Source organism: Rathayibacter sp. Leaf296 (genome assembly GCF_001423045.1).
GTDB lineage: Bacteria > Actinomycetota > Actinomycetes > Actinomycetales > Microbacteriaceae > Rathayibacter > Rathayibacter caricis.
Genome location: NZ_LMNR01000001.1, coordinates 532159 through 544149, shown reverse-complemented (window position 1 = coordinate 544149; position 11991 = coordinate 532159). Strand labels below are relative to the sequence as shown.

Sequence of the window (11991 nt, the reverse complement as noted above, 5' to 3'; positions counted from 1 at the left end):
TTCCCTGGACGAGCCGCCGAGCACCGTGACGTTCCCGGACCTCGTCGCGTCCTATTCGCATACCGCCCCGATCGACCGGATCGGGCACCACGCGAAAGAGGAGATCATGGCCGACAGCAACGCGACCACCACGACGGGCACCGGAGTCGGACGCACCGTCATCGACGACGCCGTCATCGCGAAGGTCGCGGGCATCGCCGCCCGTCAGGTCCCCGGCGTCCACGCCCTCGGCGGAGGAGCGGCCCGCGCGATCGGCGCGCTCCGCAGCGCCATCGGCAACGACGACCGCGGCCAGGGCGTCAAGGTCGAGGTCGGCGAGCGCCAGGTCGCCGCCGACGTCGTGATCGTCGCCGAGTACCCGGCCGCGCTGCAGAGCGTCGCCGAGGGCGTGCGCTCCGCCGTCGCCGAGGCGATCCGCGAGATCGTCGGCATGGACGTCGCCGAGATCAACGTGACCGTCCAGGACGTGCACATCCCCGAGGACGACGCCCCCGAGGCCGAGCCCCGCGTCGCCTAGGCGCTCCCGCACCACCAACCCCCTACACGAACACCGACGGAAGGACACCCTCATGGGACTCGACGACAAGATCAAGAACGCCGCTCAGGACCTCGCCGGCAAGGCGAAGGAAGCCCTCGGCAACGTCCAGGGCGACGAGCGCAAGGCCGAGGAGGGCCGCCGCGACCAGCAGGCCGCCGACCTGAAGAAGACGGGTGAGGACGTCAAGGACGTCTTCAAGAACTGACACCCGTCTCGGACGCCCCGCCCCTCGCGGCGGGGCGTCCGTCTGCACGATCATCGACAGGATCCCCGGACCCGGATCGCGAACAGGAGCATCGAATGCAGAACGCCTGCACCCGGCCGCTCGACGTGGACGACGCCGTCGCCCTCGTCGCGGTCCTCGCGACACTCGAAGGCCTGCTGGCCGCCCGACGGCTGCCCGACGCCGAGATCGAGCTGATCCGCCGCAGCCTCGAGCAGGGCGGCGGCGTGCTCGCGGGAGCCGACCACGAGGAGCTCGCCGCGGCTCTGAGCGCCCTGAACGGGCGGCTCCGGGCCACCATCGGCTGACCCGCGTCGATCCCACGGGATCCGCGGGGGCGCTAGCGTGGCCCCATGCCCGGCGCCCACTTCGTCCTGTCGACGGCCTCCCCCTGGGAGGACCGCACCGAGGTCATCGGCGTCTACGCCTCCGAGGCGTGGGCGCGCGAGGCCGCGACGGTGTGGCTCCGCTCGCCCGACCGCGAGGCGTTCCCCCGCTGCATCATCGAGTGCTGGAGCGGGGCGCACCTGCTGCAGCGCGAGGTGATCGAGGGCGTGCCCGCCGACGACGACTCCGACGGCACCGGGATCAGCGGAACACCGACGGACGGCTGAGCGCGTCGGCCCAGGGCTCGCGCTCGGTGACGACGTCGGTGCCCGCCTGGGCCGACTCCCGGATCGCGAGGCCCAGCAGGTGGTCCTGCAGCCCGTCCGCGAGCGGATAGGGCGCCGGCCCCTCCCCCCTCGCCCAGGCACCGGTCGCGCCGACGAGCGCGTCGACGGCGATGTCCTCGTCGGACTGCCGTGCGCCCGGGTGCGGGTTCTGGAACAGCACCTCGCCGTCGAGCGCGATCGTGTCGAGGTGGAAGCCCTCGAGGTTGTGGTCGATCCCCGTCTGCCGGCGGGTGATGCGCGACTCGACGACCGACCGCGGCGCCGCCATCCGCACCACGCTGTCGCCGTCGATCTCGCCGTGCGAGCCGCGCACGGTCAGCCGGCGGTGGCGCAGCGGGCTGAACCACTGGTTGTCGGTGAAGTCGTAGAGCCCCGAGCGGCCGTCGCCGAAGTCGAGGGTCGCCAGGGTGGTCGTCCGCTCCTGGGCCTCGGTCGCGGCGGTCCAGCCGTGCGTCGTCAGCGGATCCAGGAGCGGAGCACGGAGGTCGCGCGCGCTCACGCGGGTCGGCCCGCCCCGGTCGCCGAGCAGCCCGCGCATGATCGAGACCGCGTGGTACAGGTGGTTCGAGCAGACCTGCACCTGGGTCGGCGTGCCGATGACGCCCGAGCGCACCGCCTTCCAGCGCGCGGAGTGCGCGGGCATGAACAGGCTCTGATCGGCCACCTGCACCAGATCGGAGCCGCCGACCTCGTCCCACATCCGCCGCATCGCGGGCACGTCGAGGGCCGGAGGCGTCTCCTCCAGCACGCGGATCCCGCGCCGGACGAGGTCCGCCGTGATGTCGGACGCCACCTCGACCGGCACGGCGACGAGCACGAACTCGGGGTCGCCGTGGGCGACGAGCTCGTCGACGCTCGCGAACGCGGGCACGCCCCATTCGGCGGCGACCGCGTCGCGGCGCGCGGACCGCGAGTGGATCCCGGTGACCTGGAACGACTCCGGCACGTCGCGGGCGAGGCGGAGGAAGAACCCGGTGCGCCAGCCGGAGCCGACGATCGCGAAGCGGATCGGGGAGGAGGTCATCGGCGTCGTCCTGTTCTGCGGGGGCCCGTGGGGCGTCGTCCCGACGCGCGCGGGCGGTCGGGGGCGGTCGTGCTCGACCAGTGCGAGGGCCGCTCGAAGTGCGGCGGGAGCACGGTCGACGCGTCGCCGCGCGTGCTCGAGACCTGCGCCTGGGTGAGGTAGAGCGCGCCCGAGAGGTCGGCGCCGGACACGTCCGCATCACGGAGGTCCACTCCGAGAACGTCGCAGCGGTGCAGGTCGGTGCGGCGCAGGTCGGCCGCGATCAGCAGCGCTCCGCGGAGGTCGGCGCCGCGGAGGTCCGCTTCGCGCAGGTCCGCGCCGAGCAGGTCGGCGCCCGGGACGAGGCGGCGGTCGGAGCCGGTGCCCACCCCGGCGCGGGCGGCCGCGCTCGCGGCGATCAGGAGCGGGCGGGACGCGGCGAACTCGGCGTCCACGTCGGCCGCGAGGATCTCCTCCGGCGAGGCGAGCGTGAGCGCGTGCACCGCCTCGAAACGGCGGCGGACGGCGTCGCCGTCGGCGGCGTCTACCTCGAGCGCGACGTCGAGGTACCAGAGCAGCTCGTGGAGGCGGCGGACGAGCGGGAACACGGCGAACATCCGCTCGCGCACCGCCGCGTCGCTCCGCCATGAGACACCGCCGAACGTGTGCGTCGACACCTTCTGCCCCGCGCCGAAGCAGTCGAAGACCGTGCAGCCGACGAAGCCCTCGGGGCGGAGGCGCCGGTGGATCGTGCAGGCGTCCTCGGAGTCGAGGTTCGTGCACGGGTCGCCCGCCGGCTTGTCGACGGGGAAGTCGCTCGAGCGCGAGAACGCCAGGGCGACGCAGCAGAGCCCGAAGCAGTTCGCGCAGTCGGCGCCCAGATCCTCGCGGCGGCCGAGCTCGACCCGGGTGCGTGACGACATCGCTCCCGAGCCTACGCCCGGGTCAGTGCGCGAGAGCGAGCACGCCCACGACGAGCGCGCCCAGGCCCAGGAGGATCGCGAGCGAGATCACGCGCTGCCGCCAGGTGAGGCCCGCCCGGCCGACCGCGATCAGCGCGACGGCGGCGAGCACCGCGGCGTACACGCCGACGCCGATCCACAGTGCCGTCGTCGCCTCGATCCAGCCGAGCACCGCCGCGAGCAGGGCGAGCACCGGGAGCGACGCCGACGCGAGCGCGCCCGCCGCGATGCGGAGCATGACGCGCAGCTCCGATCGTGACGGGAGCGCCGCGTGGGTGACCTGGTGCGCGATGACCTCGGCCGTGAATCCGGCCGCCGAGATGCCGATGATCGAGATCACGAGGCTCCGCAGGGCGTGGCCCGCGTCGGGGTGGTCGTCGACGGCGTAGATCATGACGACCGCGAGGCCCGTGAACGTCGCGTAGACCCGCTCCTTGAGGGCGCGGGCGCTCTCCTCGAGCGGACGGCGGGTGTACTCCATCCATCGGGAGACGGGCCCGGCGGCGCGGCGGGCCACGGTCAGTAGGAGGCGGAGTCGACGCGCGCGGCCGAGGCGTCGCCGTCGAGGCGCGCGGCCAGGTCGCCGAGGATCGTCGCCGATCCGCTCGTGCCGAAGCGGGTGACGCCGAGCTCGCGGTACGCGAGCAGCGTGTCGAGGTCGCGGACGCCTCCAGAGGCTTTCACCTGGACGGCGTCGGACACCGCGCCGCGCATGAGGCGCAGGTCGTGCTCGTTGGCGCCGCCGCCCGCGAAGCCGGTGGCGGTCTTGACGAAGTCGGCGCCGGCGCGCTCGGACGCCTCGCTGCCCGCGACGACCTGCTCGTCGTCGAGGAGGCTCGTCTCGAGGATCACCTTGACGACGTGGCCGTCGGCGGCGTCGACCACCGCGCGGACGTCGTCCTCGACGTCCTGCAGCAGGCCGCTGCGCAGGCGCCCGATGTTGACGACCATGTCGAGCTCGCTCGCACCGTCGGCCAGGGCCTGGCGCGACTCCGCGACCTTCGCGGCCGTGGAGGTGGTGCCGTGCGGGAAGCCGATGACGGTGCCGACGAGGACTCCGGAGCCCTCGAGGCGGCGCACCGCGTGCGCGATGTCGGAGGGGCGGACGCAGACGCTGAACACGCCCGAGGCGGCGGCCTCGTCGAGCTGCGCGTCGACCTCGGCGCGGGTGAGCTCGGGCTTCAGGATCGCGTGGTCGATGAGCGCCGCGATCTCGGCGACGCTGGGCAGGCTGGGGGTGGTCATGCGCTCGATTTTACCCGGGCGTGCCGGGCGGCGCCGATCCGTCGAGAACGGCCGCGCGGAGTCGCGCGGGGCGGCCTCCGGTGACGGATCGATCGGATTGCGTCGGGCCGGACGGAAGCACGGCTCCTTGCTGATCGAGTAGCCCGCGCAGCGGGCGTATCGAGATCCCCCACCGACCGGACGAAAGCCGGCGGCGCCGCAACTCCGGCGGTGGTGGGTCTCGATACGCCCCTCCGGGCCTACTCGACCAGCAAGGCGGCGGACCTTCGGCACACCCTGCTGATCGAGTAGTCCGCGCAGCGGGCGTATCGAGATCCCCCACCGACCGGACGAGAGCCAACCGGACCCCGACTCCGGCGATGGCGGGTCTCGATACGCCCCTCCGGGGCTACTCGACCAGCAGCGGGCGGGGGGACGCGACCTGCGCGAGCGACGCGGAACGCGAGCTGTGAACCTGCACCCCGTCGCGCAAGGTCGAGCGAACCGGGGAATCGCGTGCCAGCGATTCGCCGTAGCGGTACGCAGGACGCTCTGCGGAACGCGGCCACCTCGAGGAGCCGACCGCGGCGAGGAGTGCCGCAGGCACTCCGAGCACGGGAACACCGAAGGGGCCCCGCGATCGTCAGATCGCGAGGCCCCTTCGGTGTGAGCGCAGTGGTACGGACTACCAGCTGGACTTCGTGATGCCGGGCAGCTCGCCGCGGTGCGCCATGTCGCGGAAGCGGACACGCGAGATGCCGAACTTCGACAGGTTGCCGCGGGGGCGGCCGTCGACGGCGTCGCGGCCGCGGACGCGGACCGGCGAGGCGTTGCGGGGGAGCTTCTGGAGGCCGACGCGGGCGGCCTCGCGGGACTCGTCGGTGCCGGCCGGGTCGACCAGAGCCTTCTTGAGCTCCAGGCGCTTGGCGGCGTAGCGGTCGACGATCACCTTGCGCTGCTCGTTGCGGGCGATCTTGCTCTTCTTGGCCATTTCTAGCGCTCCTCGCGGAAGTCGACGTGCTTGCGCACTACGGGGTCGTACTTCTTCAGCACGAGACGGTCGGGGTCGTTGCGACGGTTCTTCTTGGTCACGTAGGTGTAACCGGTTCCAGCCGTCGAACGGAGCTTGATGATGGGACGGACGTCCTGCTGCTTTGCCATTAGATCTTCACCCCACGAGCGAGAATGTCCTTGACGACGGACTCGATGCCACGGGCGTCGATGACCTTGATGCCCTTGGCCGAGAGCGTCAGGGTGACGTTACGGCGGAGCGAGGGGACGTAGTACGTCTTCTTCTGCACGTTCGGGTCGAAGCGGCGCTTGGTGCGCCGGTGCGAGTGCGAGATGGCGTGTCCGAAGCCGGGAACGGCTCCGGTCACCTGGCAGACTGCTGCCATGGTTTCCTCCATGTGTGGATACCGTGGGGCGCACGCGGCACTCGGCCCCGCTCGACCCACCCAAGGTCACTTGTCGGCACACCGCCCACCGGTCGCGGGGGCCGGAGCCTCCGCCGCAGGGGCAGCACGCAAGCGCGTGCAGATGCACGCAACCTGAGTAGCTTAGGCGACGCGGCCCGCGGGCTGCAAGAGCACGGGCTGCGCGAGCGCGGGCTGCGCGAGCGCGGGAGCACGAGCCCCTCATCCCGACTGCGCCGCGTGCATCCGCGCGTAGTGCCCGCCGACGGCGAGGAGCTCGTCGTGCGAGCCCCACTCCACGATGCGTCCGCGCTCGAGCACGACGATGCGGTCGGCCGAGCGGATGGTCGAGAAGCGGTGCGCGACGACCAGCGTGGTGCGGCCCGCCGTCAGCCGGCCGAGCGCCTCCTTGATCAGCGCCTCCGACTCCGGGTCGAGGGCGCTCGTCGCCTCGTCCAGCAGCAGCACGCGGGGGTCGCGGATGAGGGCGCGGGCGATCGAGAGCCGCTGGCGCTGGCCGCCCGACAGGCGGGCGCCGCGCTCCCCCACGACGGAGTCCCAGCCGTCGGGCAGCGATTCGACGATCTCCCACGCGTTCGCGTCGCGCAGCGCCGCCTCCATCCGCTCGTCCGACACGTCGCCGAGGCCGTAGGCGATGTTGTCGCGGATGGTGCCCTCGAAGAGCACCGACTCCTGCGGCACCACCGAGACGGAGCGGCGGAAGGTGCGGAGGTCGAGCGTCTCCATGTCGACGCCGTCGAGCAGGATCCGGCCCTTCGTGGGCCGGAGGAAGCCCAGCACCACGTTCAGGAGGGTCGACTTGCCCGATCCGGAGGCGCCGACGAAGGCGACCGTCTCGCCCGGGCGCAGGTCGAGGTCGATGCCGTGCAGGGCCGGTCCGTCGTCGCCGTAGCGGAAGTCGACGCCCTCGAGCGTGATGCGCCCGGCGACCGGGCCGACGGCGCGCTTGCCCTCGTTGTGCTCGAGGTCGGGATCCTCGAGGACCTCGGCGATGGAGCGGACCGACTCGGAGCCGCGGGCCGCGAGCGGGAGCAGCATCAGCAGGTTGGTCATGGAGGAGGTGAGCAGCGCGAAGTAGCTGCTCAGCAGCACGACCTGACCCGGAGTGACGGGGAGCCATCCCGAGATCGAGACCCACGCGGCGAGCACCAGGCAGCCGACTCCGAGCAGCTGCAGGCTCACCCACGACAGCGAGGCGAAGCGTCCGTTGAGCAGGTCGAGCTCGAAGCCGGCCTCGCGGACGCCCTCGGCGCCGGTGGCGACGGTGCGCACCGCGGTCTGCTCGAGTCCGTGCGCGCGGGTGACGGGCATGAGGGTGGCCATCGCTCCGACGGTCGCCGAGAAGCGCTCGACCTCGCGGCGGAACTGCTCGTTGCGCTGCATGCTGCGCCGCTGCAGGATCCGTCGCAGCAGCACCGCCAGCGGGATCGCGAGGGCGTAGACGGGGAGGAAGGCCGGCACGTTGATCGCCGTCATCGTGACGGCTCCGATCAGCACCATCACGGCCGAGAGCAGCGGATTCGCGGTCTGCTGCAGCATCGTCTCGATGTTCTCGACGTCGCGGACCACCTTGGTCTGCACGATCGCGCTGTTCGCCCGGGCGTGGAAGCCGATCGAGAGCAGCTGCAGGCGGTTCGCGATGGCCTTGCGCAGATCCGCGCCCATGTCGCGGACCGTGCCCATGAACAGCCGCACGAACATCACGTGGTTGGGGTAGTTCTGCGCGAGCAGCACCAGGGCGATCACCGACCACAGGAGCAGATTGCCGCTCGGCCCGCCCGCGACGACGATGTCGATCACCTCGGCGGTGACGACGGGCAGGAACCAGAGCGGAGTGTCCTTCACCGCGAAGAAGGCGACGGCGGCGAGGATGCGGCGCGGACGCCTCCGGAGCAGGCCCACGACGCTGCGCAGCGGATGCCGCCCGTCGACGATCTCCTCCACGGAAAGTGCTTTCCCAGACATTGCTCCATCCTCCCGCCGAGCGCGCGGAGGCACCACCCCGCCGCGCCGCGTGCTCCTCGTGCGGCGACGCGCGCCGGCACGGTACGGTCACTCGGGCGCTCCGGGGGGATCGGCGCGCCGTCGAGGGGGGACCATGGAGTCACTGAGGCGCCGCGCGCTGCTGCTGGGGATCGCCTCGGCCGCGGTGGGGCTGAGCGGCTGCACCGCCGCCCCGACCCCCGCGCCGCTCACCGCGGCACCCGTCGCGGCCACTCCCACTCCGACCCCGACGCTCCCGCCGCGCCCTGTTCCGACCGCGACCGCGGCACCCGTGCCGGTGCGCGCCCGGGTCCCGCTGCCCGAGGGGATCATCACCGAGCTGCCGGCCGGCGTCGGGAACGCGATGGCGTGGACGGTCGACGACGGCGCCGACACCGAGGTCGTCGCCGCCTACGCGCAGTTCGCGAAGGACACCGGCACGCGCCTCACCTTCTTCCTCAACGGGCAGTACGACTCGTGGACCGTGTGCGCGCCGGCGCTCGCTCCGCTCGTCGCCTCGGGCCAGGTGCAGCTCGCGAACCACACCTGGTCGCACGTCGACCTCACGAGCCTCGGCTGGGACGGAGTGCAGGAGGAGCTCGGCCGGAACGGCGAGTTCATCCGCTCGACCTACGGGGTCGAGGCCGCGCCGTTCTACCGGCCGCCGTTCGGCTACACCGACGCCGCGAGCCGGGCCGCCGCCGCCGGGGTCGGCTACACAGCGACGACCCTCTGGTACGGCTCGCTGTCCGACTCCGGCCGCATCACGACGGAGCAGGTGCTCGCCTTCGCCGACGAGTGGTTCCAGCCGCAGCGCATCGTGATCGGGCACGCGAACTTCGATCCCGTCACGCAGGTCTACGCGCAGCTGGTCGACCTCCTCGTCGCGCGCTCGCTCGAGACGGTGACGCTGCGCGACGTGTTCGCGGTCTGAGGGGCGCTCAGCGCAGGCTCGCGCGGGCGGCCTCGGCGATCGCGGCGGCGACCGCGTCGAGGCTCGGCGTCCGGAGCGACCACTGCTGCCAGTAGAGGGGGATGTCGACCGGATCCCCGCCGAGCACGACGAGTCCGGGGTCCCCGACCGGGGCCTGCAGCTCCGGCAGCATGCCCCAGCCCAGGCCGAGCCGCACGGCCGCCTCGAAGTCGGTCGAGCCGGGCACTCGGTGCCGGGGCGGAGCGGATCCGGGTGCGTGGGCGGCGAGGAACCGCTCCTGCAGGCGGTCCTTCTCGTCGAAGACGACGACCGGCGCCTCGGCGAGGCCCTCGAGCCCGCCCGAGGGGAACCAGCGCTCGGCGAACGCGGGCGCGGCCATCGCCCGGTAGCGCATGACGCCCAGCGGAGCGACGGAGCAGCCGAGCACCGCCTCCGACTCGGCCGTGACCGCCGCGATCACCGTGCCGTCGCGGAGGAACGCGGTCGTGTGCTCCTGATCCTCGCGGTGCAGCTCGAAGACGGCGCCGGGCACGCCGGCGAGCGCCGGGAGGACCCAGGTGGCCAGCGAGTCGGCGTTGACGGCGAGCGCGAGGGGCACCGGGCCGGCTCCCTCCGCCTCGTCGCCGCCCAGCGCGCGCACGGCGTCCTCGGCGAGCAGCTCAATCTGACGGGCGAGCCGCAGGAGTCCGGCTCCGGCCTCGGTGGCGACGACCGGCCGCGAGCGCACGAGGAGCACGCGTCCGGCGGCGGTCTCGAGCGCTTTGATCCGCTGGCTGAGCGCCGAGGGGGTGACGTGCAGGGCGCGGGCGGCCGCGTCGAAGGAGCCGTGCCGGACGGCGGCGGCCAGCGCGCGCAGGCGGGAGAGGTCGAGATCGTCGGTCAGCATCAGTTCTGCTTACGGTACTGAAGGAGCATGAGCTGGTCTACATCTTCTGGACACCTTAGCGTCGGAACGTGTCCCCCCTCCTCGCCGCCGTGTCCGGCCTCGGCTTCGGCCTCTCGCTCATCATCGCCATCGGCGCTCAGAACGCCTTCGTGCTCCGGCAGGGGCTCCGCCGCGAGCACGTCCTCGCCGTGGTGGCGATCTGCGCGCTCTGCGACGCGGCGCTGATCGTGCTCGGCATCGCGGGCATCGGCGCGATGCTCGAGTCGGCGCCGTGGCTGCTGGTCGTGATCCGCTGGGGCGGAATCGCGTTCCTGCTCGGCTACGCGTTCCTCGCCGCGAAGCGGGCGCTCCGCCCCGGGACGCTCGAGGGCGACCCGGCGGGCGCGTCCACCTCGCTGCGGACGGCGATCACGACCTGCCTGGCGCTGACGCTGCTGAATCCGCACGTCTACCTCGACACGGTGGTGCTGCTGGGGTCCGTCGCGAACACGCACGGCGACGAGCGCTGGTTCTTCGGGGTGGGAGCCGCGGTCGGCAGCGTGCTGTGGTTCACGGCGCTGGGCTTCGGGGCGCGGGCGCTGCGTCCGCTGTTCCGGAGCCGGACGGCCTGGCGGGTGCTGGATGCGGGAGTCGCGGTCGTGATGGTCGTGCTGGCGGTGTCGCTGGCGCTGTCGCACTGAGTCGCGACCCTGGCGGTGGCTGTAGTTGTTCTACTAACATTGCGAACATGTTGTTCCGCGTCGACCACTCCTCGCCGCGCTCCCTGGCCGACCAGCTGGAGTCGCAGGTGCGCACGGCCGTCGCCGAGGGCGCACTCTCGGCGGGCGACCGCCTGCCTCCGGCCCGCGAGCTGGCCGAGTCGCTCGACATCAACATGCACACCGTGCTCCGCGCCTACGCGGCGCTCCGCGACGACGGCCTCCTGCAGATGCGCCGCGGCCGGGGCGCCTGGATCGCGGAGTCCGCCGGCCCCGGCCTCGTGCGCGTGACCGCGCTCGTCGACCAGCTCGTCGCCGAGGCCCGCCGCAGCGGGATCGGCCCCGCCGAGCTCATCCGCCTGATCGAGAGGACCACCCCGTGACCGACCGCTCCCGCTCCCTGCTGGCCGCCGCCTCCCTCCTGCTGCCCGCGATCGCCGTGCTCGTCTCGCGGGTCGCGCTCGACGTGCCGCCCGTCCTCGCGTCGCACTGGTCCTCGACCGGTGCCGCCGACGAGACCGCCCCGGTCGGCGCCCTGCTGGCCCTGGCGATCGTCCTCTCCGGCGCCCCGGCGGTGGCGGGGATCGTCGCCGCTCTGCTCGGCCACGGCTCGCGGATGCTGCTCTCGTGCCTCGGACTGGTCGCCGGCCTCGGCGCCTCGGCCTGGGCGACGTCCCTCGGCACGACGCTCGCGGCGGGCTCGGCCGAGGGCGCGCAGCTGGGCGCCTGGCTGCTCGTGCTGCTCGGCGGCCTCGCCTACGGGGTGGTGCCGGGCGCCCTCGCTCCGCGCAGCCGCTCCGAGTCGAGCACGCGCGTCGAGCGGATGGCGCTCGGCGACTCCGAGTCGGGCGCCTGGTCGCACACCGTCACCGGCCGGGTCTTCGCGGTCGTCGGAGTCGTCCTGGCGCTCGCCGCGGCCGTCGCGGTGTCGACGCTGCTGGCCGAGGGCTCGACGGGCCCCGCGATCGCGATGGCCGTGGTCCTCGGCGCGAGCGCGATCGTGGTCCTCGGCTTCACCCGACTGCGCGTCACGGCCGACCGCCGCGGGCTCCGCGTGGTGTCGCGGGTGCTCGGGATCCCGCTGCGGCGCATCCCGCTCGAGACGATCGCCTCGGTCGGCACGGCCGAGCTGCGGCCGGCGGAGTGGGGCGGCTGGGGCTACCGGATGATGCCGGGCCGCTCGGCGCTCATCCTGAACGCGGGCCCGGGTCTCGTGGTGCGGACCACCCGCGAGCGCGAGTTCGCGATCACCCTGCGCGACCCGGAGACGCCGGCGGCGCTGCTCGAGGCGCTGCGGACGCAGGGCTGACCGGCGCTTCGCACGAGTGTCCGTCGGCCGCAAGGGTCAACACGGGCGGCGGCGGTGTGGTCGCATGGAGGTCCGGCGCCGCTCCGAGCACGCCGGCCCCCTCCCCCTCCGTGCCCCCCGG

Annotated in this window: 17 protein-coding genes; 8 read left to right on the top strand and 9 right to left on the bottom strand. The window is 73.1% G+C overall.

What is annotated here, in order from left to right; all coding sequences use genetic code 11:
- Positions 1 to 106: 106 nt before the first annotated feature.
- The 4 genes from ASF46_RS02345 (at position 107) to ASF46_RS02330 (ending at position 1375) form a co-directional block, all read left to right on the top strand.
- Positions 107 to 517, top strand: coding sequence for an Asp23/Gls24 family envelope stress response protein (locus tag ASF46_RS02345; protein ID WP_055788833.1), 411 nt, complete (start codon positions 107 to 109; stop codon positions 515 to 517).
- Between the two features lie 52 nt (positions 518 to 569).
- Entirely contained in the window at positions 570 to 743 is a 174-nt protein-coding gene (locus tag ASF46_RS02340) for a CsbD family protein (protein WP_055786180.1), read from the top strand.
- Positions 744 to 838: 95 nt separating this feature from the next.
- The gene (locus ASF46_RS02335) at positions 839 to 1069 is read left to right on the top strand and encodes a hypothetical protein (RefSeq protein WP_055786176.1); all 231 of its coding nucleotides are present in this window, start codon (positions 839 to 841) and stop codon (positions 1067 to 1069) included.
- Between the two features lie 45 nt (positions 1070 to 1114).
- The gene (locus ASF46_RS02330) at positions 1115 to 1375 is read left to right on the top strand and encodes a hypothetical protein (protein ID WP_055786173.1); all 261 of its coding nucleotides are present in this window, start codon (positions 1115 to 1117) and stop codon (positions 1373 to 1375) included.
- Here ASF46_RS02330 and ASF46_RS02325 read toward each other — a convergent pair.
- The 8 genes from ASF46_RS02325 to ASF46_RS02290 form a co-directional block, all read right to left on the bottom strand.
- Positions 1350 to 2459, bottom strand: coding sequence for a Gfo/Idh/MocA family protein (locus ASF46_RS02325; protein ID WP_056866260.1), 1110 nt, complete (start codon positions 2457 to 2459; stop codon positions 1350 to 1352). The two genes, ASF46_RS02330 and ASF46_RS02325, sit on opposite strands and share 26 nt — an antisense overlap.
- On the bottom strand, positions 2456 to 3361 hold the full coding sequence (locus tag ASF46_RS02320; RefSeq protein ID WP_082485160.1) for a pentapeptide repeat-containing protein: 906 nt from the start codon (positions 3359 to 3361) through the stop codon (positions 2456 to 2458). Before ASF46_RS02320 ends, ASF46_RS02325 begins: the two co-directional genes overlap by 4 nt.
- Before the next feature lie 22 nt (positions 3362 to 3383).
- Positions 3384 to 3917 carry a hypothetical protein gene (locus ASF46_RS02315; protein ID WP_107574391.1) on the bottom strand — a complete coding sequence of 178 codons (534 nt, stop codon included), beginning with the start codon at positions 3915 to 3917 and terminating at the stop codon, positions 3384 to 3386.
- 2 nt (positions 3918 to 3919) lie between these two features.
- On the bottom strand, positions 3920 to 4645 hold the full coding sequence (gene deoC / locus ASF46_RS02310; protein WP_235576830.1) for a deoxyribose-phosphate aldolase: 726 nt from the start codon (positions 4643 to 4645) through the stop codon (positions 3920 to 3922).
- A 664-nt stretch (positions 4646 to 5309) separates the two neighbouring features.
- Positions 5310 to 5615 (bottom strand): 30S ribosomal protein S14, encoded by a 306-nt coding sequence (rpsN, locus tag ASF46_RS02305; protein ID WP_055786161.1) that lies wholly within the window; start codon positions 5613 to 5615, stop codon positions 5310 to 5312.
- Positions 5616 to 5617: 2 nt separating this feature from the next.
- Positions 5618 to 5785: a 50S ribosomal protein L33 gene (gene rpmG / locus ASF46_RS02300; protein ID WP_027692168.1), complete on the bottom strand. Its 168-nt coding sequence runs from the start codon at positions 5783 to 5785 to the stop codon at positions 5618 to 5620.
- Positions 5785 to 6021 (bottom strand): 50S ribosomal protein L28, encoded by a 237-nt coding sequence (gene rpmB, locus ASF46_RS02295; protein WP_055786157.1) that lies wholly within the window; start codon positions 6019 to 6021, stop codon positions 5785 to 5787. Before rpmB ends, rpmG begins: the two co-directional genes overlap by 1 nt.
- A gap of 240 nt (positions 6022 to 6261) precedes the next feature.
- Positions 6262 to 8025, bottom strand: coding sequence for an ABC transporter ATP-binding protein (locus tag ASF46_RS02290; RefSeq protein ID WP_056866258.1), 1764 nt, complete (start codon positions 8023 to 8025; stop codon positions 6262 to 6264).
- 133 nt (positions 8026 to 8158) lie between these two features.
- On the opposite strand from ASF46_RS02290, the gene ASF46_RS02285 reads away from it, so the two are divergent.
- On the top strand, positions 8159 to 8977 hold the full coding sequence (locus ASF46_RS02285; protein WP_056866257.1) for a polysaccharide deacetylase family protein: 819 nt from the start codon (positions 8159 to 8161) through the stop codon (positions 8975 to 8977).
- A gap of 7 nt (positions 8978 to 8984) precedes the next feature.
- On the opposite strand, the gene ASF46_RS02280 is transcribed toward ASF46_RS02285, so the two are convergent.
- Entirely contained in the window at positions 8985 to 9863 is an 879-nt protein-coding gene (locus ASF46_RS02280) for a LysR family transcriptional regulator ArgP (protein ID WP_056866256.1), read from the bottom strand.
- A 68-nt stretch (positions 9864 to 9931) separates the two neighbouring features.
- Here ASF46_RS02280 and ASF46_RS02275 point away from each other — a divergent pair, with 68 nt between their 5' ends.
- The 3 genes from ASF46_RS02275 to ASF46_RS02265 are packed head-to-tail and all read left to right on the top strand — an operon-like array spanning position 9932 to position 11870.
- A complete protein-coding gene (locus tag ASF46_RS02275) occupies positions 9932 to 10543 on the top strand; it encodes a LysE/ArgO family amino acid transporter (protein ID WP_056866255.1) in 612 nt (203 codons plus the stop codon).
- A gap of 47 nt (positions 10544 to 10590) precedes the next feature.
- Positions 10591 to 10944: a GntR family transcriptional regulator gene (locus tag ASF46_RS02270; RefSeq protein WP_055786142.1), complete on the top strand. Its 354-nt coding sequence runs from the start codon at positions 10591 to 10593 to the stop codon at positions 10942 to 10944.
- The gene (locus ASF46_RS02265; RefSeq protein WP_056866254.1) at positions 10941 to 11870 is read left to right on the top strand and encodes a hypothetical protein; all 930 of its coding nucleotides are present in this window, start codon (positions 10941 to 10943) and stop codon (positions 11868 to 11870) included. The genes ASF46_RS02270 and ASF46_RS02265 overlap by 4 nt, the downstream gene beginning before the upstream one ends.
- Positions 11871 to 11991 lie beyond the last annotated feature (121 nt).